At 63.9% G+C, this 25,228-nt stretch carries 15 protein-coding genes, 2 rRNA genes and 1 pseudogene; 9 read left to right on the forward strand and 9 right to left on the reverse strand.

Annotated elements, in window-relative coordinates; genetic code table 11:
• The first annotated feature begins 73 nt into the window (after positions 1–73).
• The 3 genes from panD to NXY83_RS19645 all read left to right on the forward strand — a co-directional run bounded on the left by panD (position 74) and on the right by NXY83_RS19645 (position 2,673).
• Complete coding sequence (gene panD, locus NXY83_RS19635; protein ID WP_258803871.1) at positions 74–499, forward strand: aspartate 1-decarboxylase; 426 nt, start codon at positions 74–76, stop codon at positions 497–499.
• A 53-nt stretch (positions 500–552) separates the two neighbouring features.
• Positions 553–1,479, forward strand: a complete 927-nt coding sequence (locus NXY83_RS19640) for an AEC family transporter (protein ID WP_258803872.1) — start codon at positions 553–555, stop codon at positions 1,477–1,479.
• A 63-nt stretch (positions 1,480–1,542) separates the two neighbouring features.
• Positions 1,543–2,673 carry an FAD-dependent oxidoreductase gene (locus NXY83_RS19645; protein ID WP_258803873.1) on the forward strand — a complete coding sequence of 377 codons (1,131 nt, stop codon included), beginning with the start codon at positions 1,543–1,545 and terminating at the stop codon, positions 2,671–2,673.
• Positions 2,674–2,682: 9 nt separating this feature from the next.
• On the opposite strand, the gene NXY83_RS19650 is transcribed toward NXY83_RS19645, so the two are convergent.
• The 3 genes from NXY83_RS19650 to NXY83_RS19660 all read right to left on the reverse strand — a co-directional run bounded on the left by NXY83_RS19650 (position 2,683) and on the right by NXY83_RS19660 (position 8,050).
• Positions 2,683–4,146 (reverse strand): MFS transporter, encoded by a 1,464-nt coding sequence (locus NXY83_RS19650; RefSeq protein WP_258803874.1) that lies wholly within the window; start codon positions 4,144–4,146, stop codon positions 2,683–2,685.
• Positions 4,147–4,235: 89 nt separating this feature from the next.
• Positions 4,236–6,866 carry a trehalase-like domain-containing protein gene (locus NXY83_RS19655; RefSeq protein ID WP_258803875.1) on the reverse strand — a complete coding sequence of 877 codons (2,631 nt, stop codon included), beginning with the start codon at positions 6,864–6,866 and terminating at the stop codon, positions 4,236–4,238.
• Between the two features lie 194 nt (positions 6,867–7,060).
• Positions 7,061–8,050: an LLM class flavin-dependent oxidoreductase gene (locus NXY83_RS19660; protein WP_258803876.1), complete on the reverse strand. Its 990-nt coding sequence runs from the start codon at positions 8,048–8,050 to the stop codon at positions 7,061–7,063.
• A 141-nt stretch (positions 8,051–8,191) separates the two neighbouring features.
• Here NXY83_RS19660 and NXY83_RS19665 point away from each other — a divergent pair, with 141 nt between their 5' ends.
• Both NXY83_RS19665 and NXY83_RS19670 read left to right on the forward strand, forming a co-directional pair.
• Positions 8,192–9,064, forward strand: a complete 873-nt coding sequence (locus NXY83_RS19665; RefSeq protein ID WP_258803877.1) for an aldo/keto reductase — start codon at positions 8,192–8,194, stop codon at positions 9,062–9,064.
• Between the two features lie 24 nt (positions 9,065–9,088).
• Complete coding sequence (locus tag NXY83_RS19670) at positions 9,089–9,787, forward strand: type 1 glutamine amidotransferase domain-containing protein (RefSeq protein WP_258803878.1); 699 nt, start codon at positions 9,089–9,091, stop codon at positions 9,785–9,787.
• A 92-nt stretch (positions 9,788–9,879) separates the two neighbouring features.
• Here NXY83_RS19670 and NXY83_RS19675 read toward each other — a convergent pair whose 3' ends face one another.
• Positions 9,880–11,751: a PxKF domain-containing protein gene (locus NXY83_RS19675; protein WP_258803879.1), complete on the reverse strand. Its 1,872-nt coding sequence runs from the start codon at positions 11,749–11,751 to the stop codon at positions 9,880–9,882.
• Between the two features lie 592 nt (positions 11,752–12,343).
• Here NXY83_RS19675 and NXY83_RS21175 point away from each other — a divergent pair.
• The 4 genes and pseudogenes from NXY83_RS21175 to NXY83_RS19695 form a co-directional block, all read left to right on the forward strand.
• A pseudogene (locus tag NXY83_RS21175) lies at positions 12,344–12,658 on the forward strand (ABC transporter substrate-binding protein); the annotation flags it as partial.
• Positions 12,659–12,828: 170 nt separating this feature from the next.
• Complete coding sequence (locus NXY83_RS19685) at positions 12,829–13,227, forward strand: hypothetical protein (protein WP_258803880.1); 399 nt, start codon at positions 12,829–12,831, stop codon at positions 13,225–13,227.
• A gap of 337 nt (positions 13,228–13,564) precedes the next feature.
• Positions 13,565–15,283, forward strand: a complete 1,719-nt coding sequence (locus NXY83_RS19690) for a DUF853 domain-containing protein (protein ID WP_258803881.1) — start codon at positions 13,565–13,567, stop codon at positions 15,281–15,283.
• A gap of 137 nt (positions 15,284–15,420) precedes the next feature.
• Positions 15,421–16,413, forward strand: coding sequence for a hypothetical protein (locus tag NXY83_RS19695; RefSeq protein WP_258803882.1), 993 nt, complete (start codon positions 15,421–15,423; stop codon positions 16,411–16,413).
• 131 nt (positions 16,414–16,544) lie between these two features.
• Here the strand turns inward: NXY83_RS19695 and NXY83_RS19700 are convergent, their stop codons facing one another.
• The 5 genes from NXY83_RS19700 to NXY83_RS19720 all read right to left on the reverse strand — a co-directional run bounded on the left by NXY83_RS19700 (position 16,545) and on the right by NXY83_RS19720 (position 25,175).
• Complete coding sequence (locus NXY83_RS19700; protein WP_258803883.1) at positions 16,545–18,551, reverse strand: NHL domain-containing thioredoxin family protein; 2,007 nt, start codon at positions 18,549–18,551, stop codon at positions 16,545–16,547.
• Positions 18,551–20,713, reverse strand: coding sequence for a bifunctional copper resistance protein CopD/cytochrome c oxidase assembly protein (locus tag NXY83_RS19705; RefSeq protein ID WP_258803884.1), 2,163 nt, complete (start codon positions 20,711–20,713; stop codon positions 18,551–18,553). Before NXY83_RS19705 ends, NXY83_RS19700 begins: the two co-directional genes overlap by 1 nt.
• A gap of 115 nt (positions 20,714–20,828) precedes the next feature.
• On the reverse strand, positions 20,829–21,116 hold the full coding sequence (locus NXY83_RS19710) for an HU family DNA-binding protein (protein WP_258803885.1): 288 nt from the start codon (positions 21,114–21,116) through the stop codon (positions 20,829–20,831).
• Positions 21,117–21,716: 600 nt separating this feature from the next.
• A 5S ribosomal RNA gene (rrf, locus tag NXY83_RS19715) occupies positions 21,717–21,833 on the reverse strand.
• A gap of 213 nt (positions 21,834–22,046) precedes the next feature.
• Positions 22,047–25,175, reverse strand: a 23S ribosomal RNA gene (locus tag NXY83_RS19720).
• Positions 25,176–25,228 lie beyond the last annotated feature (53 nt).

A 25,228-nucleotide genomic window follows, 5' to 3' on the forward strand; every position in this document is an offset into this window, starting at 1 on the left:
CTCTGAAGGCACCCGCGCTGGTGTTCCCTGCGTCACTGCGGGGAACCGGGCCCGGCGCTAGACTGGTGCCGTTATGAATCGAACAATGTTCAAGTCCAAAATCCACCGGGCAACCGTCACCCATGCTGACCTGCACTATGTAGGTTCGGTGACCATTGACCTGGACCTGCTTGACGCTGCCGACATCCTGCCCGGCGAACTGGTGTCCATTGTGGACGTGACCAACGGCGCCCGCCTGGAAACGTACACCATTGCCGGCGAGCGCGGCTCCGGTGTAATCGGGATCAACGGTGCCGCGGCCCACCTGATGCAGGAAAACGACATTGTCATTCTCATTACCTACGCGCAGATGACCACCGAAGAAGCGAAGGCTTACGAGCCCAAGGTGGTCCACGTGGACGAAAACAACCGTGTTGTCCAACTCGGCAACGACCCCGCCGAGGGCATCACACCCGGGCTTTTGCGTCCGCCGTTCGCCCTCAACAACGCCGCACTCTAACCCCGGAGCGTGAGCCCCGGTCCCCACGTCCGCCGCACCCGGCAGCCTGATCCTTGCTAGGAGTACTGGCGGGTTTCTTCGTGGTGTGGTGCATCATCCTGGTGGGCTGGTTTGTGGGCCGGCGGAAAATCCTGGGTGACAACGCACGCCAGGTCCTCAGCGCCCTCACCTTCTTCGTGGCCAGCCCGGCGCTGCTCTTCGAAACGCTCAGCAAAGCCCGCCTCCAGGAAGTATTCGCGGCGCCCCTGCTCGTCATAGCGGTGGCGGCCATGGCCACGGCGGCCATCTTCTTCGCCATCGCCAAGTTCTGGCTTAGACGTTCGCTCCCTGAATCCCTGATGTCCTCGATGGCCGCATCGCTGGCCAACTCTGCCAACCTGGGCATCCCCATCGCCGTGTACGTCCTGGGCGATGCCAGCTATGTGGCCCCGCTGCTGATTTTCCAGCTCGCCTTTTTCACCCCGCTGTTCCTGATGATCCTGGATTCAAGCACCAGCTCGCACCGCACCACTCCCTTGGGCTTCATCGTGATGATCCTGCGGAACCCCATGATCGTGGGTTCCGCGCTGGGCCTGGTGGTGGCCGGGACCGGCTTTCAGGTCCCGCCTCTCGTCATGGAGCCCATCCACCTGATCGGCGGAGCGGCGATCCCCGCCATGCTGATCGCATTCGGGATGAGCCTGAACGGCAGCCGGCCACTGCAGGCATCCGCGGCGCGGCGCCTCGATACCCTGCTGGCGAGCGGTTTCAAGCTGGCCATCCAGCCTGCCCTGGCGTACCTTTTTGGCCGGTTTGTACTGGGCATGGAGGGCCATGCCCTGTTCGCGGTGGTGGTGGCTTCGGGACTGCCCACCGCCCAGAACGTCTTCGTGGCTGCCAACCGGTATAAAACAGGACTTACAGTGGCTAAGGACACCGTGCTCATCACCACCGTTGTGGCTGTCCCCGCGATGATCGGCACCGCGCTGCTGCTGGCGTAGGAACTGCCGCAATCCACCAACGGGGCACCCCGGACCAGGACTTAGACGGAAATTGGAGAACCGATGGGAACCATCCTTGACACCGTGGTGATCGGCGGCGGAGCCATGGGCTCGGCTGCCGCGTGGGCACTGTCGGGCCGTGGCCGCCAGGTGACGCTGGTGGAGCAGTTCGGGCCGGGGCACCGGATCGGAGCTTCGCACGGCACCACCCGGAACCTGAATCCCGGCTACCACCGTCCGGAGTACGTGGACATGCTGGCCGAGGGGCTGGCACTGTGGGACGAACTTGAGCAGGAAAGCGGCGAGAAGCTGCTCGCCCGCACCGGCATCGTCAACCATGGCCCCGAGCCGCTGCTTCCCGAGGTCGCCGCCGCGCTCACCCAGGCCGGCATCCGCGCGGAATTCCTTCGTCCGGAGGAGGCGGCCGAGCGGTGGCACGGCATCCGGTTCGACCAGCAGGTCCTGAACATGCCCGACGGAGGCCAGCTCAATCCGGAAGCTGCACTTCCCGCCTTCCAGCGGCTCGCCGTCGCCCGGGGCGCCGAGATCCGGCACCACACCAAGGTGGTGGACTTCGAGGTGATGGACGACGGCGTCCGGTTAAGTTTCGAATCCGCAGCAGGCACGGAGGTGGTCACCGCAGCCCAGGTGGTGGTGACTGCGGGCGGCTGGACGGAGAAGCTGCTCGGTGCCCGGGGAAGCGGAACGCTGCGGATTCCGAAGCTCACCGTCACGCAGGAACAGCCTGCGCATTTCCGGATCACCGATGGGGCGGCAGTGTGGCCGGGGTTCAACCATTACCCGGGCGCCGGCGCGGACTATCAGGGCTGGTACTCCCCCGTCTATGGAATGCAAACCCCGGGCGAAGGAATCAAGGCCGGGTGGCACGGTGTGGGCCCCGTTGTGGATCCGGACCGGCGCTCCTTCCAGCCGGAGCCGGTGCAGCTCGCGGCCCTGAGGGACTACGCCCGGTCTTGGCTTCCCGGCGTGGACGCCGACTCATTTGAGGCCATCAGCTGCACCTACACCACCACCCCTGATGAGGACTTCATCCTGGACCGGATCGGACCGGTGGTCATCGGGGCGGGGTTCTCCGGCCACGGCTTCAAGTTCACACCGGTGGTGGGCCGGATCCTTGCCGATCTTGCCACCGGCACCCGCCCCGCGCCTGAAATCTTCCGCGCCTCGCGTTAGGCATTGCGGCTAGTGCTTGCTGTCCTCCGCATCGGCAAGGACCGGCCCTGCACTCCCCGCACCGCCTGCGCCCGCACGGACAGCAGGCATGGCCAGGACCGCGGCGACGGTAAGCAACCCTGCCACCAGCGTGGCCAGGAAGACGGCTCCGGAAGCAGCCACAACAGCCGGGCCGTCGCTGTCCCCGCCAGATGTACCGGCGTAGACCGCATTGGCTACCGCGCCGAACACCGCTACGCCCAGGGCGCTGCCGATGGACCGGGCGAACATGTTGGTGCTGGTGACCACACCGCGCTCATTCCACGGGACGCTCGACTGGGCTGAGATCAGGGTGGGGGTGGCCACCAGCCCCAGGCCGAGTCCCACCACGAAGCAGCTGGCGGCGACCAGCGCCACGTCGGGAGCAGGTGCCGTCAGGGCAAGGACCAGAAGTCCCGCCACGGTGACCGAGATGCCGATCAGGGCCGTGGGCTTAAACCCGAGCCTCAAGTAGAAGCGGCCCGCCTGCGAGGCGCTGATCGGCCAGCCGAGCGTCAGCGCTGCCAGGGCGAGCCCGGCAACCAGGGGCGAAGTGGATAGCGCCCCTTCAAGGAAGGTGGGCACGTAGGAGGTCAGCCCCATCAGCACTGCCCCTACGCCAAAGGACACCAGGGCGGTGGTGCCAAGCAGGCGCCTGGACACTACCCAGGGCGGCAGGACCGGCTCCGCTGCCCGGCGCTCCACCAGCAGGAACAGGGCCAGGAGCACGCCGCCCACCGCAAAAACGCCGATGCTGACGGGCGAGTTCCACTCCCACGCCTGCCCGCCCTGCAGGGCTCCGAGGATGAGCAGGCTGAGCGAGACAGCCAGCAGGGCCGCCCCGGCGTAGTCCACGCGGTGTTTTGACCGCTCCACCTTCTCGTGGAGGGTCCGGACCAGCATCCACCCTGCCAGCAGGCACAGTGGGATGTTGACGAGGAAGATGCCGCGCCAGAGGCCCATTGACGAGAAGATTCCGCCGAGGCTTGGCCCCACCACGGAGGATACCGCCCAAACACTCGCGAGATAGCCCTGGACCTTGGCGCGCTCCTCCACCGAATAGATGTCCCCGGCGATGGTAATGGAAACCGGCAGCACTGCACCTGCGCCGAGTCCCTGCAGGGCGCGGAAAGCGATCAGTGAGGGCATGCTCCAGGCGATGCCGCACAGGACAGACCCGAGCAGGAACAGACCAATGCCTGTCAGGATGATTGGCTTGCGGCCCACCATGTCGGACAGCTTGCCGTAGATGGGCACTGAGACGGCCTGTGCCAGCAGGTACGCCGAGAAGAGCCAGGGGAACGACGAGAAACCGCCCACGTCCCGGACGATGGATGGGACGGCAGTGGCCACGATGGTGGAATCGATGGCCACGAGTCCGGTAGCCAGCATCAGGGCAATGAGGATCGGCCCGCGGTCGGAGCGGAATCCCACACCCTCGGCTTTGGTTGTCATGGTTCGTTCCCGCCTCGGTCTCCGTCGCCCGGAACCCTGCGCTGCAGGCGGCCGGAATCTCCACTCTAGGCAGTGACCGGGACAACCGGCTACCTTCTGCCCTCCAACGCGTCCAGAAGACGGGCGCACCGGATGAAGCCCAGGTGGGAGTATGCCTGCGGGTGGTTTCCCAGATGGGTTTCGGTGCCGGGATCGTATTCTTCGGGCAGCAGGCCCGTGGGTCCGAAAAGGTTCACCAGCTGGTCGAAGAGATCCCAGGCCTCCTCAATCCTTCCCACCGCGACGTAAGCCTCGATCAGCCAGGTGGTGCAGACGTGGAAGCCGCCCTCCAGGCCCGGCAGGCCGTCGTCGTACCTGTATCGGAAGACGGTGGGCCCCACCCGCAGTTCCCGTTCCACGGCCGTGACGGTATCCAGGAAGCGCTGGTCCGAGACATCCAGCAGGCCGGACAGCCCGATGTGCAGGACGGCGGCGTCGAGGTCCGGGCTGTCGTAAGCGACAGTGTACGAGGACGCGGATTCATCCCAGCCCTCACTCAATACTTCTTCCCGGATGGTTGCGGCCGTGGCTTCCCAGGACGGTTCGGGGCGGCGGCCGTGCCGGGCGGCGGTCCGCAGCGCCCGGTCAAGGGTCACCCAGCACATCACTTTGGTATACACATGGTGCCGGGGAGCCCGCCGTGCTTCCCAAATGCCGTGGTCGGGTTCGTGCCAGCGCGCCAGCACTGCCGAAGCCATCTGGACCATCAGTTCCCAGTGGCCATCGGCGAGCGCGGATTCCCTCTCACTGAGCGCATCGATCAGTTCCGCAATGGGGCCGAACACGTCCAGCTGGACCTGGTGGTCCGCGGCATTGCCGATCCGGACAGGCCGGGAGCCGGCATAGCCGGGAAGACTGTCGATGACCGCTTCGGTGGAGAGCGGCGCACCCGTGACCGAGTACAGGGGATGCAACCATTCGGGCCCGGGGGCGTGCTCCAGGATCCGCCCGAGCCAGTCCAGGAAGCCTGCCGCTTCCTGCGTCGAGCCAAGATCCACCAGCGCATTGACTGTCATGGACCCGTCCCGGAGCCAGCAGTACCGGTAATCCCAGTTGCGCGTGCCGCCGATCCCTTCCGGCAGCGAGGTGGTGGGAGCAGCCAGCACCGCACCGGTGGGCTCGTGGACCAGCGCGCGGAGCACCAGGGCGGACCGGCGCACCAGGGATGGTTTGACGCTGGGCAGGTCCAGGCCCTGCACCCAGCTTCGGGAGTGGAGTGCCACCCCGGCCCGCCGTTCAGTTTCACCGCCGGGATCTGCCGGCTGGTGCCCGGTGTCGCCGCACCTCAGGTTGAGGACTATGGGGCCGCCCTGCAGGTTGGTTACCGCTGTGGCCGTAGCGTGCCGGCCGTCCGAGGCAACGGCGAACTTCACGCCCGGGGCGAAGAGGATGAGCGGGTCCGAGGTCCCCACCACATGCAGCTCCTCTCCACGGACCTCCATGCTGAACGGGGCATTGGCGTAGTCAGGACGGGGGGCAAACACGATCCTCGCCGCACCGCTTCCGGAAAGCACCCGGACGAGGCTGGTGATGCCTTCGGGGGCTGGTTCCAGGTAGTCAGTGACTGTGACGTCGGCCCAACGGGTCTCCACGATCATGGTGCTGTCCACGTAACGCTGGCCCAGCACCTGTGAGGCCTTGACGGGCTCAATGGAAAAGTGGCCCGCCGCGTCGCCGCCAAGGATGTGCGCGAACAGCGAACCGGAGTCCGGCAGCGGGTGGCTCATCCAGCAGATCCGGGCGTCCGGAGTGACAAGGGCAGTGGAAGAACCGTTGCCGATCATTGAGTGCCGCTCAAGCCCCACGGCGTCCTCGCCGAACAGCCACGCCCGCCGCAGTTCGAACAGGATGGCCAGGACCCGGGCAAAGCACTCCGGGTCGCGCAACCGGTGTGCAGCGCCTGTCTGCCCGGCGCCCACGCGCAGACCCATGTCCGGCCCCCGGAGTGTGGCAATGGCAAGCTCGTCACTGTACGCATCCCCGGCATAGAGGGCGGCGCTGGTCCCGAGCCGCGAGCGCAGGTTCTCCAAGGCCTCAGCCTTGGAAGGTTCCATGAAAGACAAGTCCAGAACCGATCCATCGACGATGAAGAAAAGCCCGTGGTCCCGGGCAATCTCCCGGGCTGTTTCGGTGACGGCCTCCACAACCTCTGCGGGGGCCGGGCGGGTGTGGATCGAAACGGCCGCGGGCTTACGCTCGATCCAAATGCCCTTGTGGAAACCCACCGCTTCAGTGAGTGCCGCGTTGACTCTATGCAGGACCGCTTCCGTGGCCAGGGGCTGGACGTGCGCGAATTCCATGTCAGATTCGGCGCCGTGCGAACCGATGAGGTGCACCTCCGCCGGCAGGCGGGACACGGCGGCCAAGTCGCGGAGGGAGCGGCCTGATATGACGGCGGCGTGGGTATTGGGCAGTGCCGCCAGTGCGCGCAGGGCTATGGCCGCGCTTCCGAGCGGGAGCGTTTCGGTGGAGATCCCCTCGGCATCACACAGCGTTCCGCCGTAATTGCACGCCACGAGCAGCCCCGGAACCCGGGCGAGGACCTTAAGTTCCGCCAGCAGGGTGGGCGTCAGCCCGTCGTCGGGCGCGTCAGGCCGGACGAAGGATCGGAGCAGCCCCAGCGGAAGGGACCGGGTGAGCAGCGCGGAATCCGCCACGCTTTGGTTCAACGGCATAGCCATTCGTGCACCCCTTAGGCAGGACGCACCCGGTAAAACAGCCGCGGGATTGCCCGCGGCTATCGGGTGGCGCCCCTCCCCCGAGGTCCGGAGGGATTCCGGGGAGGGGCATCCCTCATGGTCCGCCCGGCCGGTTTCCCCCGGAAGTCCTCATCATTGCGTATGTGTAAAAGTGCGGTGCAGGCCGCCGCCCGCCGCTATACCCGGGCCAGGCCAGCAGCTTCAGCAAGCAGTTCGACGGACCGCAGCCGCGCCCCGGTGCCGGTGCTTTGGTGCGCCACGATGAGTTCGTCCGCGTCGGCGTGCCTGCCGAATTCGTCGAGGTAGTCCATCACGACGTCGGGGGTGCCCACCGCGGAATAGGTCATCATCTGCGAGACGTGCTGGCCCTGCGGCGAGTCGAGGATCATGTCCGCCTCGTCGTCGCTGAACTCGCGCCCGCCGCCAAAGAACAGCGAAACCCTGGCGCGCTTGGTCTCCTGCAGCATGGCCTGGGCTTCAGCGGCGGAATCCGCGGCGATCACGTTCACGCCGGCGATCACGTGCGGTGCGTCCAGCTGCGCGGAGGGCTTGAATTCGCGGCGGTAGATGGACACGGCATCCTGGAGCGCGTTGGGGGCAAAATGCGAGGCAAAGGCATAGGGCAGGCCCAGCTGGGCAGCCAGCCGTGCACCGAACAGGGACGAACCCAGGATGTAGAGCGGAACGTTGGTGCCCTTGCCCGGGGTGGCTTCCACGCCCTGCATCCGGGTGGGTCCCGTGAGGTAGCCCTGCAGTTCGAGCACATCCTGGGGGAAGCTGTCCGCGGACATCGGGTCACGCCGCAGCGCGCGCATGGTGTTCTGGTCGCTGCCGGGCGCGCGGCCCAGGCCCAGGTCGATGCGGCCCGGGTGCAGGGTTTCCAGGGTGCCAAACTGTTCGGCAATGGTCAGTGGCGAGTGGTTGGGCAGCATGACGCCGCCGGCGCCCAGCCGGATGCTCTCGGTGTGTGCGGCCACGTGGGCGATCAGGACGCTGGTGGCGGACGAGGCGATGGAGGACATGTTGTGGTGCTCGGCGTACCAGACCCTGCGGTACCCCAGCTTCTCGGCGCTTTGCGCCATTGCCACGCTGCCTGCGAAACTCTCCGCCGCCGTCTGGCCTTTGCCGATGGTTGCCAGGTCAAGGATGGAGAGCGGGAGAGTCACGTTGGGTGCCGGCCTTTCGAAGCATTGCGTAGAGTTTTGCCGGCCGGGTCACGGCGGGCACTTGAGGCATAACGACGGCGGGGCCCGGCTTATTTCGCAACGTCCCGGAATACTCAGCAGGCTGATGAGGTTGCCGCCCCTATGAGTCTGAATACGTCGAACCAGTTGGAACTGTCCGCAACGATTGACCTGAAAGACCTGGGAACCGTGCACCGGCTGGGCTTCGGCGCGATGCGCATCGTGGGCGACGGCATCTGGGGTGAGCCCGCCGACCGGGTGGCCGCCGTGGATGTGGTGCGCCGCGCCGTCGAACTCGGCGTTGATTTCATCGACACCGCAGATTCCTATGGCCCCAACATCAGCGAGGAAATCCTTGCCGAGGCCCTGCACCCGTACAAGGAAGGGCTGAAGATCGCCACGAAAGTAGGTTTCACCCGGACCGGCCCGAACAAGTGGATCCCGGTGGGCCGTCCCGAATACCTGCGCCAGCAGACGGAACTGAGCCTACGGAAGCTCAAGGTGGACACGCTGGACCTGCTGCAGCTGCACCGGATCGACCCGAAGGTGGACGCCGAGGAGCAGTTCGGCGTGCTGCGTGAACTGCAGGACGAGGGCAAGGTCCGCGCGCTGGGACTGTCCCAGGTGAGCGTCGAGGAGCTGGAGGCCGCCGGGAAGCACTTCACGGTGTCCACCGTGCAGAACCGCTACAACCTGACGGACCGCAGCTCGGAGGACGTGCTGCGGTACTCGGAGGAAAACGGAATCGGTTTCATCCCCTGGGCGCCGATTTCCGCGGGTGAGCTCGCGCAGCCGGGCGGGCCGCTGGACGAGGCAGCAAAGCGCCTGGACGCCACCACCTCCCAGGTGGCACTCGCCTGGCTGCTCCGCCGCTCCCCGGTGATGATGCCGATCCCCGGCACCGGTTCCGCCAAGCACCTGGAAGAGAACATGGCCGCGGCCGGTGTCACTCTCGACGACGACACGTACGCAGAGCTCGAAGCCGCCGGTGAGTAGGGAAATACAGACAGGAGCAACACCATGGCAAATATTCTGATGGTTGTATCAGCAGCCGATTCCCTCACCATGAAGGACGGCAGCGAGCACCGCACCGGATTCTGGGCGGAGGAACTGGTGGTTGCACACCAGACCCTGCTTGCCGCCGGCCACACCATCCACATCGCTACCCCTGACGGTGCACGGCCAACTGTGGACCAGGTGAGCCTGGCATCCGAGTCGGCCGGTGGCGAGGAGCGGGCAAAAGGCTTCCGGGACTACCTTGCTTCCATCGACGGCGAGCTCTCGCACCCGCTGGTACTCGCCGGCGTCGACATGGCAGCGTATGACGCAGTGGTGATACCCGGCGGGCACGGCCCCATGGCTGACCTCTACAAGGATGCGGACCTGGGCCGGCTTCTGGTGGCGGCAAACCAGGACGGCAAAATCATCGCGCCCTTCTGCCACGGTCCCGCGGGGCTGCTCAGCGCAACGGACGACGGCGGCGCTTTCGCATTCCTGGGGCGGCGCCTCACCGTATTCACCAATGAAGAAGAACTGGGCGGCGGCACGGGAGAGAACACCCCGTGGATGGTGGAGGACGCGCTGAAGGAGAAGGGCGCCGTAGTGGAGAACGCTGCTGCCTGGACATCCCATGTGGTCCGGGACGGCAACCTCATCACCGGCCAGAACCCGCAGTCCAGCGAGGACGTTGCCAAGGAAGTCATTAACGCCCTGGGCTGATTCTTCGCCCAGCAGCCGGCACAACCGAGGGGGCCCGGCCGTGATGACCGGGCCCCCTCCCTGCGGCGCGCGTCCTTGGGCGCCGCAAGCTGCTACTTCAGTTTGAAGTTGGCAGTGATTGAGCTGCCGTCCTTCGCGGTCATCGTGAGCTTGTAGCAGGTTCCTGCTCCGATGGGCGTCTTCCAGTTGTAGACGAAGTGGCCGGCTACGGAGTCGTAACGCAGGGACGTGCTGCCCGTGGCGGTGGCCTCGATCGCATCCTGGAGTTCCAGCAGGGAGCACTGGATCTGGGCTGACTTGAGGCTGGACACCGCGGTCAGGTCCGTCACTTCCTGGTCACCTGCGAAGATCTCGAACTTGGCCGGGACCGTGCTGCCGCCCTTGACCGTGTTCAGCACCCCGCCCATGTCCACCGGCTGGTAGAAGCCCTTGAGGGTCCACGCCTTGATTTCATAGTTTTGGGTAACCGAGGTGGTGTTGCCGGCCAAGTCAGTAGCCTCGGCCACCAGCGTGTGAGCGCCCACCGACGTGCTGTAGCCCGTGACCGCACAGTTTCCGTTCACTCCCGACAGTGCGTCCGAGGCAGTGCACGTAGGCGCTGCCGGCGTCGATCCGTAGTAGCTTTCGCCGAGCACTGAGTCGAAGGACACTGATGGCGCGGTCTTATCGATCTTGTAGCTTTGGGTAGCCGCACCCGCGGGAGTGATATTCCCGGCGACGTCTTCAAATGCAGGGCTGCCGACTACCACCGCTGCGCCTTCGCCAGATGACGTCACCTGCTTAGTGGCTTCTAGGGGCCCCGACACGAGGTCCGTCGCGGAGAAAGTGGCCGTCACGTCGGCGTTGTACCAGCTGTCAGTTCCTGCCTCGGGGCTGGCGCTGACGTAGGTGACCGTCGGGGCAGTCTTGTCAATCTTATAGGTCCGCGAAGCGGTACCTTCTGCGGCAGTGTTGCCGGCAATATCGGTGAACACGGGGCTCAGTACTGCCACGTTCGAGCCCTCGCCACTGGATGTGGCCGTTTTGGTGCTGGTCAGCAGGCCGGATGTGGCGTCCGTCGCTGTGAAAGTGGCCTCGACATCAGAGGTGTACCAGCCGTTGGTGCCCAGTGTGCCCGCCGCCTTGTCACCATAGCCCACCGTAGGCGCAGTGCCGTCCTTCTTGAGGGACAGCGTAACCGGATCCGCAGAGCCGCCGCTGCTGGTCGCCGCGCAGCTGTAGTCCGTGGCCACTTGGTCGGCGGTAATGGTCCGGTCCTCGCAGCCGGTGAGGACGAGAGTGCTTGGCGAGTCCCCTTCCGTCACAGTCCAGTCCAGCGTGACGTCACTCGTGTACCAGTCAGCCAAACCATTAGGCGCGGCGGGGCTAAGTGTGTAGCCGATAGTGGGGGCGGTTCCGTCGGTGATCCCGTAAGTGACGGAACCGGAGGCGGTAAGACCACCGGCGTCCTCGTGGTAGCAGGAAGCCTCCTGGGAACCCACGCCGTCGGCAGCATCCGGCCCTGTTATGAGACTGAGTGTGGCGGGGAATGAACTGTTGCCCTCCTCGGCGTCGCTCACCTCGCACATCGCCTGTGGGACGAAGCCCTTGGTGTATGAGCCACCAGGTGTGACTCCGGAGATGCCAAGGACCGGCGCTGTGTTGGATGGGGCGGGAGCAACCACCGTCACGCCGAAATTAACAGGTGAAACGTCGTAGGGTTCACCCGTATTGTTGGCCGTGAGTGAGGCGAGGATGTTGGTCGTTCCGATGCCTTTGGGCGTTACCGTGACAGTTGCCGTGGCATCACAACTGTCGAAGGTTGCGGTGGCCGGAGAGACAGCAGCCACGGCAGGATCGCTCGAGACCAGGCTGAGGGTAACGGCTTCCCTCCCCTGAATTGTGCAGCCGTTAGTGCCATGATCCGGCAGCTTGACGACGTACAGCAGGGTTGTTCCATTGGATCCCCCGAGATTCAGCGTCATTGTTTCAGCAACAGAATCTACTGACGCGTCCAACGTGTTCGTGATGGCGTCCGCGTACGCAACTCCCCCGCCCGCCAGCACCAGCGTTCCAGCCGCTACCGCCGCTGCCGCTCTGGTGCTTGTCCGCCGTAGCAGGCTCTTCCCCTCAGCATAAGTTTTCCCACCCGGCGAATTATTCATGTGCGTCTCCTCAAGGCCATGCGCCCACCTTGGGCGCAACGATTTCACCGTACGGTTCGGCGTAGGCGGAGCACACGCGTAATCCCCCACCCGTCTTCGCCCCTTAAGTACTCGTCTTTTCGGGCCGCTCCTAAGCGGCACTACTTGGTTTCACCTGCCGGGACGGTCCGAATGTGACCGCCGCGGTTGCCCGGTTAACCGCCGTTACTCCCTGTATCTCCGGTTTGCGTCCGCCTTTGATTCCCCTGTTGGCGCTGCCGGATAGTTGCCGCAACGCATCCGTTCCGCGCATCAACTGGCTACTTCCAGGGGGAATCCTGACCACCATCACAACGAAACCCGCCGCCGTCGCGCCCTTGGCAGCACGCTGCTGGCGCCGGTTGCCTGAGCAGAATGACAGTCGTGAGCACCGGGCACCGCCCCGCCCAGCACGTTTGCCAACGGACAACAAGACACTCCTTGGCAGCGAGATGGACAACGCCTACGCCACCTACCGCAACGACCTGCTGGAGTTCTACGCGAAAAGCGATCCAGATTTCATGGAGATCAAGGAGGCCAAGGATGTGGCGGGCAAGCGCGTCATCGTTGGGTCCGGCAACAACCAGGAAGCCATCCTGGCTGGTGCCGGGATGAGGAGAACAGGAAGAACGGCCTGAAGCCGGTCGAGTTCCAGCGTTACGACGACGGTTCCGCCTCCACACTCGCCCTGCAGTCCGGCCGTGCAGATCGCCTTCACCACCAAGAAGGACAACGACCCCGGCAGGCCTGCCGAATGAATCCCCCCGGGCACCAGCCAGGCCCATTCTCGCTGCCCAACGCCCGTCGTGCCGGCACCACCGGATTAAGCTGAATGCGGGAGAGGATCCAGGGCCAGAAAAGCCATGAAAGGGACGGTCTATGGCGGAGGAGAAGCATGACATTGACAGCCGCCTGGCGCAGCTGTTGGCCCAGACCGTTCGGCTCGACCCCGACGCAACCATTGAGCTGACTGTTGTAGTTGACGGCACCATCATTTCGGGGTCTGTGGTGTCGGAGCAGGCTTGGGTGCAGCGGCAGAATGACCAGATCCGCATCGGCAACCCCGCTATCGCAGCTGCCTTCGACTCCGCGGCGTCGACCGTCCAGGAACCAACATTGAATGAAGATCCGTACATTCACTTTCTTGGCCCCGTGCTCGTCACAGGGGGACGGCAGGTACGTCTGCAGGCAACCAGGGTCAGTCTTCGGAAAGTCTCCGCTTGGAGCATCGGGCGGATGCCCGCTGACCAGGAATGGCACCGACCAGCATACGAATGAAGCCACTCATCGCCGGGGTTCAGAAGCTGTAAGGGCCGAACCGCAAGACAGCCACCCCTGCCGCAAGCAGCCCCAGCACAGCGTTTACGACGACGTTTGGCACCTCCCGCCGTCGGGCGTCTTCCGCAGCTCGTCCGCATCGCATCTTCGATTGGTTCGTACGCTTTTTGTTGACGCCCTGGCACCCGAGGACCTTGCAGCGGCCGGCAGGGTTGCGGCGAAGCTTCGGCAGCACCTGAACGAGACGAATGCCAAGCAGTAGGTTCGGAGATGCATCGGACCCCACTCGGGGCAGCAGTAACGTGGGCTGGCGTCCGGCCACCGCTAAGCTGGCGCCATGGCCAACAAAACCACAGCAGAGAAGCTTGCCGCCATCCAGAAGGGATACACGCTGGACGGTGCCACCATCGAACTGGGGGCCGCCATTATTGACGGCGAACTCCACAAGGACGCGCCGGTGCGCCTGCCGCTGGCCATGATGAACAGGCACGGACTGGTGGCCGGCGCCACCGGCACCGGCAAGACCGTCACGCTGCACATGATGGCCGAGCAGCTGTCCGCTGCCGGCGTCCCGGTCTTCCTGGCGGACATCAAAGGCGACCTCTCCGGGCTGGCCACCGCCGCCGTCGGAAGCGAAAAGCTCGCTGCCCGCACAGAAGGCATTGGACAACCCTGGCAGGGGAAGACGTTCCCGGTGGAGTTCCTGGCCCTGGGCGGCGACGGGAACGGAGTCCCGGTGCGGGCCACGGTATCGTCCTTCGGTCCCATCCTGCTCTCACGCATCATGGAGCTGAATGACACGCAGGAGTCCAGCCTGCAGCTGGTGTTCTACTTTGCGGACAAGAACGGCCTGGAACTCATCGACCTCAAGGACCTTCGGGCAGTCATCCAGTTCCTCACCTCCGCCGAAGGCAAGGACCAGCTGGAAGAACTCGGCGGGCTGTCCAAAGCCACCGCCGGAGTCATCCTGCGGGAACTCGTAAACCTTGAGGCGCAGGGACTCGAGAAGTTCTTTGGCGAACCTGAATTCGATACCGCCGAGCTGCTGCGCACCGCGCCGGACGGCCGCGGCGTCATCACCTGCCTGGAGCTGCCGACGCTCCAGACCAAGCCGATGCTGTTCTCCACGTTCCTGATGTGGCTGCTCGCGGACCTGTTCGAGGACCTCCCGGAGGCCGGAGACCTGGACAAACCGAAACTGGTGTTCTTCCTCGACGAGGCCCACCTGCTCTTCAACGGTGCATCGAAGGCCTTCCTGGAGGCCATCACCACTAACGTCCGGCTCATCCGGTCCAAGGGCGTGGGCATCTTCTTTGTCACCCAGACCCCCAAGGACGTTCCGGCCGACGTACTGGGCCAGCTGGCCAACCGCGTGCAGCACGCGCTCCGTGCTTTCACGCCGGAGGACGCCAAGGCTCTCAAGGCGACCGTTTCCACGTTCCCGGTCAGCGACTACGACCTGGAAGAAACCCTGACCTCCGCAGGCATCGGTGAAGCTGTAGTCACCGTCATGAATGACAGGGGTGCCCCCACTCCCGTGGCGCTCACCCGCCTGCGCGCGCCCGAGTCCGTCATGGGACCCAGCGATGAAACCCTGGTCCGGAGCACGGTGGCCGGATCCGCCCTGCTTCCCAAGTACGGAACCGCCGTGGACAACCCCTCCGCCTATGAAAAGCTGACCGGCAAGGCTGCAGCGCCCACCGGCCCTGCAGCACCGGGTGAACCGCCGGTTCCGGATTCCGGCGATCATGGTCAAGGTGCTTCCGACGACGGCTCGGGGGACCTCGACGCCGAGGCCCGCAGGATCGAGGAGGAGATCCTGGGCCGTCCCAGCAACAGGCCGGTTGCCCGCCGGGACACTGCACGCCGGGACAGCGCGCCCCGCACGCCGAGGGAGGCCCCTTCCCGGCAGGAGGCGGGCGTTGGGATGATGGACGATCTGGGTGGCGCGCTTGGCGGCGGGCTGAAAAGCATGGCCCGGTCCATCGGCACCCAGCTGGGGCGTGAACTGCTGCGGGGCGTGTTCGGCACGTCATCCCGGCGTCGCCGCCGCTGACCCGGCGCTGACCAACGGGCCGCTGGCGCCCGTCCCGCCCGCCGCCGTCGGGCGTTAACCCGGTGATTTTCTTCTACAAAGGGTAGACGCCAACTTCAGTGTGCGTTCGCACTAACGTTAGTGTAAGGAACGTGCAGATGAGTCAAGCGTTGGTGAGGATAGCGGCCGGATGGCTGCTGGGCCTCATGCTTGCCGTCGCCGGAGCCGTTGTTGCCGTGAATATGGTGAACAACACGGTCGCGAGCCCGCAACAGCCGGTGCGTGAATATCTGGACGCGCTGCGGAGCGGCGACGGCGGCAAGGCGCTGGGACTGTTGCGCGCCACGGTTCCGCCCAGCAACGCCGCAATGCTGGACGGGACAGGGCTGCAGACCGCCGCCTCCCGCCTCGAGAACGTGGAAATCGGAGACCCGGAGGAACGCCCCGGCGACCAGGTCATCGTGCCCATGGAATACACCATTGACGGCAGCAGGCAGCGCACCGAATTCCTGCTGGAGAAGACCGGAACCGAATGGATCTTCTTCAACACCTGGGCGTTTGTCCCGGGCCGGCTCCCCACGCTGGACATCACAGTGGTCAATGGCAGCGAAGCCAACGTTAACGGTGTGCCCGTGAACATGCCCAACGGCAGGAACTCCTTTGCTGTGTTCTACCCGGGTGAGTACGAGGCCTCCCTCAACGGCCAGTACTTCGCCGCCGCCCCAACCCGTGCCACAGTGACAGCCCGCGACCGCCCCGTGGCGCCGCTCAACCTGCTGACCCAGGCGACCGGCAGCCTCAAGAAAGACGTTGCGGACAAAGTCAGGGAGTTCCTGGACGGCTGTGCGGCGGAAGCGGTCAAAGAGCAGAAACTCCAGCCGGACTGCCCGTTCTACTTCGCCAGCAACAACAGGGTCCAGGACGGCACCATCAACTGGACCGTCACCGAGTACCCGAACGTATCCATCGAACCCTTCGACGGCCGCTGGCTGGTGGCCCCGCTGGACGGCAAGGCCAAGGTGGAAGCGCTCCAGCAGAACCTGTTTACCGGCGCCTGGTATCCGCTCGAGGAAGAGGTGGACTTCAGCTTCACCACCCGCCTGGACGTCTCCGGAGACACGGTCAAGGTCACGCCGCTGCTGAGCTTCTAGGCGCCCGCCGGCTCAACGCCCTGACGCTGCGGGCTGCTTCAAACGCAAAAGGCTGCCGCCCGTGACGCTTCCGTCAGGGGCGGCAGCCTCTTCAAACAGCTACGGCCTAAACAATGTACGACGGCGGCGCGTCAGTCCATGCCGCGAAGGTCGAGTACCAGCTCGGTATCCCCGTCGCCCTGCAGAACCACCGGAATGCCCCAGTCCTGCTGGTACAGGTGGCACGCGGCGTGGTCGGGGATCTCGCCGTCCTCGGTCTCCGGACCGTCACAGGCCGCGGCACGGGCGGTGATGTGCAGGACGCCCTCCGGAACGTCGGAGGCGAGCTCCACGGTACGGAGCAGCCCAACTGAGGTTCCGCCGCCGGATACCAGCAACTCCGGCGGGGTAGACGAAACCTTCAGCTGAGTGGGATCCCCCCAGCGGTCATCCAGCTTCTGCCCGGTGGGGGCAGTGAAGCGGACCGCCAGCTCCAGCGGGCCGGGTGCCACCGGGCTCTTGGGCCGGTGGGTCTGCGAGGCGCCCTCGTCCACCTGCTGGGCTTCCTTAGGAATGGGGACGTACACCAGCTGGTGCTGGTTCGCCTCAACCACCACCAGCAGCGGCTCGGAACCGGCCGACTGCGTGTGGTCCACGATGACGTCGGAAGGCTCGGCCAGACCGCGGGCCAGCGTTGATACCGTGCCGGCGGCCGGGTCGTAGCGGCGGACCGCACCGTTGTAGGTGTCCGCGATTGCCACCGAGCCGTCCGGCAGGACCGTCACACCCAGCGGGTGCTGCAGGCGTGCCTCGGCTGCGCTGCCGTCCCGGAACCCAAAGTCGAACAAACCCTTGCCGACGGCAGTCTCCACGGTGATGGAACCGTCGTCGCCAATGACCAGCTTGCGGAGCGCAGATGTTTCGGAGTCCGCCACCCAGATGTTGCCGTCTGCATCCTCGGCCAGGCCTGAGGACTGGGCGAACCAGGCTTCATGGGCGGATCCGTCCAGCAGGCCTTCCAGACCATTGCCGGCGGCGATGGCCACGTCCCCGGTGATGGGGTCGAAGCTGAAGATCTGGTGGGTGCCCGCCATGGCCACCACCACCGCGTTGAGCTTGCGCGACCACACCAGGTCCCAGGGCGAGCTCAGGGAGACTTCCAACGGGTGGTCGCTGAGGCGGCCGGTGAACCCGGCGGCGTCCTCGTCCACCCGTGCGGGGCCTGTCTCCAGCAGCCGCTGCACACCGTTGCCCGCCAGGGCCGAGGCCTTCCCGTCGGTCAGGGACAGCCCACGAAGGCGGTGGTTGACGGAGTCGGCAATAACGACGTCGTAGCCCACCTTGGCTGCCACCTCTTCCGGCAGCAGGACCAGGCCCTGGGGTTCGTTGAACTGGGCAGTCGCCGTGTCACCGGCGGCCGGACCGTCCGCGTAACCCTTGGTGCCGGAGCCGAAGGTGGCCAGGACGGTCTGGAAGTCGGTGCCCAGCTCCACCAGCCGGTGGTGGCCCGTATCGGTGACCAGCCATGAACCGTGTGTTGCAGCACGTGCTGCTGCGCCGCCGTCGGACGCCTCATCGGGACCGGAACCGCGGCCGGCGGGAAGGAAGAGCGCCTTGCCGGGGAAGCGCAGGGTGCCGGAGGTCGGCTCGGGCGCCACATAGGGGCCGGAGCCGCGGTGGAGGGTGCCTTTGGCCTCGTGTTCGGCGATGAGCTCGGGAATCAGCACGGACAGCCCATCGGCGTGTCCTTCACCGGAGAGGTGCGCCACGATGTAGCCCTCGGGGTCGATGACCACCAGGGTGGGCCAGGCGCGGGCGGTGTACGCCTTCCAGGTTTCCAGCTCAGGATCGTCCAGGACCGGGTGGTGGATCTCGTAGCGCTCCACGGCGGCGGCCAGCGCAACCGGATCCGCCTCGTGCTCGAACTTGGGCGAATGGACTCCGACTGTGACCAGCACGTCAGAGAACTCCTCCTCCAGCGGCCGCAGCTCGTCCAGCACGTGCAGGCAGTTGATGCAGCAGAAGGTCCAGAAATCCAGCAGCACGATCTTGCCGCGCAGGGCTTCAAGGTCCAGTGTTTTGCCGCCGGTGTTCAACCAGTTACGGCCCACCAGTTCGGAGGCGCGGACCCGGTGGTGGGTGCGTACGGTTTCGCTCATCAGCGTCCTTCCAGCTTTGAGTTGCGTTCAGCCAACTTGGCGTCGCGTTCGGCCAATTTGGCAAACATATCGTTGTAAGCGGTGAGATCGGCGTCGTTATTCCTGTCCGCCGCCCGGTCCACGCGCTTTGTCTCCCGTTGGTCTGACCGGGACCACATGACGGCCACGCCGATCGCCACCAGGAGCGTGGGCACCTCGCCAATACCCCAGGCCACTGCACCGCCCGTCTGCTGGTCCATCAGCGCGGACTGTCCCCAGTCCCGGCCAAGGTTGCCGAAGTAATCGGCGGCCAGGAGATTGGTGCCGCCCATGATCGCCACGCCAAAGAACGCGTGGAAGCCCATGGTGGCCAGGAGCAGGAGCAGCCGCATGGGGTACGGCGCACGGCGCGGCAGCGGGTCCGTACCGATCATGCTCAGCACGAAGATGTATCCGGTGAGCAGGAAGTGCACGATCATCAACTCGTGGCCCACATGCTCGCGCATCGCGAACCCGAACAGGTCAGAGTAGTAGAACAGCACAATGGAGCCGGCAAAGTTGGCGGCGGCGAACAGCGGATGGGTGACCACCTGCGAGAACTTCGAATGCACGAAGACCAGGATCCATTCGCGGGCCCCGCGCGAGCCGTCACCACGGGGTTGCAGGGCACGGAGTGCGAGCGTGACCGGGGCGCCCAGCACCAGGAAGATGGGTGCCACCATGGTCAGGGCCATGTGGTCCACCATGTGCGCGGAGAACAGCACGCGGCCATAGACCGACGGCGGACCGGAGGTGATGTAGGTGAGCACCAGCAGCCCGATCACCCAGTTTATGGACCGGAACCACTGCCACTTGTCGCCACGGCGGTAGATCTTTGCCACGCCCAGGAAGTAGGACACCAGCCCGAACAGGGCCGCGGCGATCCAGAGCCAGTCCAGGCGCCACTCCGTCAGCCAGCGCTCCGGCGTCAGCTCCGGGGGAAGTTCGTAGCCGGTCAGGATGAAGGCAGGCGATGCGTCCGGCGCGAACGTTGTGGGCTGCGGCGGGGCGGAGCGGCTTAGTGCGACGGCCACGCCCGAGGTAGCGCCCATCAACAGGAGCTCCGCCAGGACCAGCTGCCAAAGGACGCGGCGCGAGGACATCGTGGAGCCCTTGCCGCCCAGCTGCGGGATCACCCACTGGCGGTGCATGAATCCGATCCCACCCAGGACCAGGGTGGCTGCGGATTTGGCCAGGATCAGCTGACCGTAGTCGGAGCCAAAAAAATCACCCCAGTTGGTGATCCGGATACTGGCATTGATCACCCCGGAGGCGAACACCAGCACGAAGGCGAAGCCGGCAAGGGAGGAAAACCGCCGGAGGGTAGGTTCCGTGATGTCTCCGGCCGCCCCTGCCTTGGGGCCGGTAAGGATGCCGGACAGCAGTGCCAGCAGGATGATGCCACCCACCCAGGTACTCACTCCCACCAGGTGCAGGCCGAGGGAGTTGATGGCCCCTTCATGGTCCGACGAGCTTGAGGAATGCCCGATCAGTGCCGTGGGGACGAGTCCAATGAGCGCCAGGATCAGGGTCAGCGCCAGCCCGCCGAGGGACCTGACACCGAACAGCGCGGTGGTCACCACGGCGGCGATGATGATGACGGTAAGCCAGGCGCGGCCCGTCTCGATATCCGTCATGAAGTACACGAGGGCCTGCGTGAACTCGGCGTCCCCGGATAGCGCCTGCCCTGCTACGTCTGCGTAGGTGAGGACCAGGACTGCGATGGCCGAGAGGGTCCAGGCGGCGCCTGCAGCAGCCGCGACAGCCAGCGCTCGGCTGAAGGCAGGGTGCTCGCGGCTTTCGTTGCCGTCGTCTTCCCTGTCCCTGCTGCGCGGTGCCAGGCTCCTGGGCAGGATGGCGACGGCGAAGATCAGTCCGCCGATGACGGTAGCCAGCGAAACGTTGTGGATGGCCTTGCTGATGGGCAGGCCCCAACGCACCAGCGCACCGGGATCCGATACGCCGCGGGCTGCCGCCGCCCCGGAAAAGATCAGGGCTGCGACGAGACCCAGGAACAGGGCTGCCAGTCCGGCAACCTGCCAGGGACGTGATATTCCCACGGCGCCGCTGTCCTGGCCCCGGGCTCCCTTACCGGGAGCGGACTGGGGCGTTGTGGAACGTGGGGTTGCGGCAGAAGACACCATTCCATTGTCCGCTACGCCTGCCCGGGCCGCGAATCGGCCTTCAATGCAAAAGGAGCGGCGACCAATCAGGCCGCCGCTCCTTTTTCCACGCCGGCTTATGCCGGGAGGAAGAAGCTTACTTCTTGTTGGAAACCGCAGCCTTGAGCTTGGAGCCGGCGGTCAGCTTGACGCTGTGGCCTGCTGCGATCTGGATGGTTTCACCCGTCTGGGGGTTGCGGCCGGTGCGTGCAGCACGGTCGGTGCGCTCGACGGCGAGCCAGCCGGGGATGGTGATCTTCTCGCCCTCGGCGACAGAAGTCTCGAAAACCTCGAACAGTGCGTCGAGGACGGAGTTGACGGCTGCCTGGCTGGTGCCGGCCTTGCCCGCTACCTCTGCAACAAGTTCACTACGGTTCTTAGCCATTTATGTCCTCCTGGACGGTCATGATTCTGGAGCCTGCACGCGGCATGCGCACAAGCCACTGTTCGAAAACTTACCAGCTTGGGAGGTCCCGGTCCGCAAATTCCGCGTGTTTCCGCGACTTTTTGAGGTTAATCACCAGATTCTTGAGGGTTTTTGGCCCTCCCAGCCCGCACAGCCTCCAACGCTCTCACTTCCTGCACCGTCCCCGAGGACGCTCTCTCACCTCCTGCGGTTTTCCGGGTGACGCTCTCTCACTTCCTGCCGCATTCCTGGGGATGCTCTCCCACCTCTTGCGGTTTTCCGGGTGACGCTCTCTCACTTCCTGCCGCACTCCTGGGGATGCTCTCCCACCCCTTGCGTCTCCGGGGGATGCTCTGTCATCGGGAAGGAGTTCGACGGCGGGTGTTGCCGTTGGGTGTTACCCGCTGTGAGGGAGGGTGGTGGCTTTTCCGGCGGGATGTGCCAGAGGGTCCGGGGTGTTAACCGGTCGTGGGTGGGGGGCCGGGTTTTTCCGGGCGGGGTGTGTGTGGGGGTTTGGGGGTGGTGGTTAAAGTGGGAGAGCCTCCAAACGTGTGTTTGGAGGCTCTCGACCTAATGGTTGTCCGGCGGTGACCTACTCTCCCACACCCTCCCGGGTGCAGTACCATCGGCGCTGTGGGTCTTAGCTTCCGGGTTCGGAATGGGACCGGGCGTTTCCCCCACGCTATGACCGCCGTAACCCTTTGACCCGTCACCGGCCCCCTGTGGGGTGGTGTGGGAAGTTTTTGGTTACAACAATTGTGGTGTTGTTATTCAGTTGTGTTCCCGTGGCAACGAACCGTGGTTTGGTTTGTTGTTTGGGAACCACATAGTGGACGCAAGCAGTCTTGTTTATCTTTTTACCGACCCCGTGGTGCAAACGCTTTTGAAGGATCGTTTGCGGGGTGGTGTGTGGTGTAAGTTATCGGCCTATTAGTACCGGTCAGCTTCACGAGTCGTTAGTCCTCGCTTCCACATCCGGCCTATCAACCCAGTGGTCTGGCTGGGGGCCTCTCACACACGAGGTGTATGGAAATCTCATCTTGAAGCGAGCTTCCCGCTTAGATGCTTTCAGCGGTTATCCCCATCCGAACGTAGCTAATCAGCGGTGCACTTGGCAGTACAACTGACACACCAGAGGTTCGTCCGTCCCGGTCCTCTCGTACTAAGGACAGCCCTTCTCAAATTTCCTGCGCGCGCAGCGGATAGGGACCGAACTGTCTCACGACGTTCTAAACCCAGCTCGCGTACCGCTTTAATGGGCGAACAGCCCAACCCTTGGGACCTACTCCAGCCCCAGGATGCGACGAGCCGACATCGAGGTGCCAAACCATGCCGTCGATATGGACTCTTGGGCAAGATCAGCCTGTTATCCCCGAGGTACCTTTTATCCGTTGAGCGACGGCCATTCCACAATGTACCGCCGGATCACTAGTCCCGACTTTCGTCCCTGCTCGAGATGTCTCTCTCACAGTCAAGCTCCCTTGTGCACTTACACTCGACACCTGATTGCCAACCAGGCTGAGGGAACCTTTGGGCGCCTCCGTTACTTTTTAGGAGGCAACCGCCCCAGTTAAACTACCCATCAGCACTGTCCCTGACCCGGATTACGGGCCGAAGTTAGATGTCCAAAGTGACCAGAGTGGTATTTCAACGATGACTCCACCCGAACTGGCGTCCGGGCTTCAACGTCTCCCACCTATCCTACACAAGCCACTCCGAACACCAATACCAAACTATAGTAAAGGTCTCGGGGTCTTTCCGTCCTGCTGCGCGTAACGAGCATCTTTACTCGTACTGCAATTTCGCCGAGTTTATGGTTGAGACAGCGGGGAAGTCGTTACTCCATTCGTGCAGGTCGGAACTTACCCGACAAGGAATTTCGCTACCTTAGGATGGTTATAGTTACCACCGCCGTTTACTGGGGCTTAAATTCTCAGCTTCGCCGTGAGGCTAACCGGTCCTCTTAACCTTCCAGCACCGGGCAGGAGTCAGTCCGTATACATCGTCTTGCGACTTCGCACGGACCTGTGTTTTTAGTAAACAGTCGCTTCCCCCTGGTCTCTGCGGCCCCGATCCCCTCCCACCAGCAAGTGGTGTTCAAGGTTGGGGCCCCCCTTCTCCCGAAGTTACGGGGGCATTTTGCCGAGTTCCTTAACCATAATTCTCTCGATCGCCTTAGTATTCTCTACCTGATCACCTGTGTCGGTTTGGGGTACGGGCGGCTAAAACCTCGCGTCGATGCTTTTCTCGGCAGCATAGGATCACCAAATCCCCCCAAACGGGGGTCCCATCAGATCTCAGGCATCATGAACAGCGGATTTGCCTACCGTTCGCCCTACATCCTTAGACCGGGACAACCATCGCCCGGCTTGGCTACCTTCCTGCGTCACACCTGTTAATACGCTTGCCTCCCAGGATCAGGTCCTGCGCTCCACCAAAACCCTTCCACCACAAGGGCGGTCAGGCAGGTATCGGGCAGTTAGTATCCCCTGTTCAGCATGGACGGTTTTTCGCCGGTACGGGAATATCAACCCGTTGTCCATCGACTACGCCTGTCGGCCTCGCCTTAGGTCCCGACTTACCCAGGGCAGATTAGCTTGACCCTGGAACCCTTGATCATTCGGCGGACGGGTTTCTCACCCGTCTTTCGCTACTCATGCCTGCATTCTCACTCGTGTAGGCTCCACCGCTGGTTTACACCGCGACTTCACCGCCCACACGACGCTCCCCTACCCATCCAAACGCCTGAACCACAAGGGCTTAGCTAATATTTGAATGCCACAACTTCGGCGGTGTACTTGAGCCCCGCTACATTGTCGGCGCGGAATCACTTGACCAGTGAGCTATTACGCACTCTTTTAAGGATGGCTGCTTCTAAGCCAACCTCCTGGTTGTCTGAGCAACTCCACATCCTTTCCCACTTAGCACACGCTTAGGGGCCTTAGTTGGTGGTCTGGGCTGTTTCCCTCTCGACTATGAAGCTTATCCCCCACAGTCTCACTGCTGCGCTCTCACTTACCGGCATTCGGAGTTTGGCTGACGTCAGTAACCTTGTAGGGCCCATTAGCCATCCAGTAGCTCTCTACCTCCAGCAAGAAACACGCAACGCTGCACCTAAATGCATTTCGGGGAGAACCAGCTATCACGAAGTTTGATTGGCCTTTCACCCCTACCCACAGCTCATCCCCTCCATTTTCAACTGAAGTGGGTTCGGTCCTCCACGACGTCTTACCGTCGCTTCAACCTGGCCATGGGTAGATCACTTCGCTTCGGGTCTAGATCACGCCACTGCAACGCCCTATTCAGACTCGCTTTCGCTACGGCTGCCCCACACGGGTTAACCTCGCGACGTAACACTAACTCGCAGGCTCATTCTTCAAAAGGCACGCCGTCACAACTACAAGGCTGCTCCGACGGATTGTAAGCACACGGTTTCAGGTACTGTTTCACTCCCCTCCCGGGGTACTTTTCACCTTTCCCTCACGGTACTGGTCCGCTATCGGTCATTAGGGAGTATTTAGGCTTATCAGGTGGTCCTGACAGATTCGCACGGGATTTCTCGGGCCCCGTACTACTTGGGATACTCTCACAGGCGGCACAAACGCATTACGGTTACGGGGCTAACACCCTCTCTGGCCGGCCTTTCAAGACCGTTCACCTATGCGCGCACATCACACCCCACCAGCCCGGCAGAACTGGTATGGAAAGTCCCACAACCCCGACCATGCAACGCCCGCCGGCTATCACACATGGAACGGTTTAGCCTGATCCGCGTTCGCTCGCCACTACTAACGGAATCACTATTGTTTTCTCTTCCTGCGGGTACTGAGATGTTTCACTTCCCCGCGTTCCCTCCACGCACCCTATGTGTTCAGATGCGGGTCACCGAGTCACTCGCGCGCTCGGCGGGGTTTCCCCATTCGGACACCCTGGGATCACAGTCCGGTTATCGACTCCCCCAGGCTTATCGCAGATTCCTACGTCCTTCTTCGGCTCCTAATGCCAAGGCATCCACCGTGTGCTCTTAAAAACTTGACCACAAAAGATCAAAAAACTAATTCACGAGAGAACCACGAAAACCAACCCCACAC

Source organism: Pseudarthrobacter sp. NS4, from assembly GCF_024758005.1.
GTDB lineage: Bacteria > Actinomycetota > Actinomycetes > Actinomycetales > Micrococcaceae > Arthrobacter.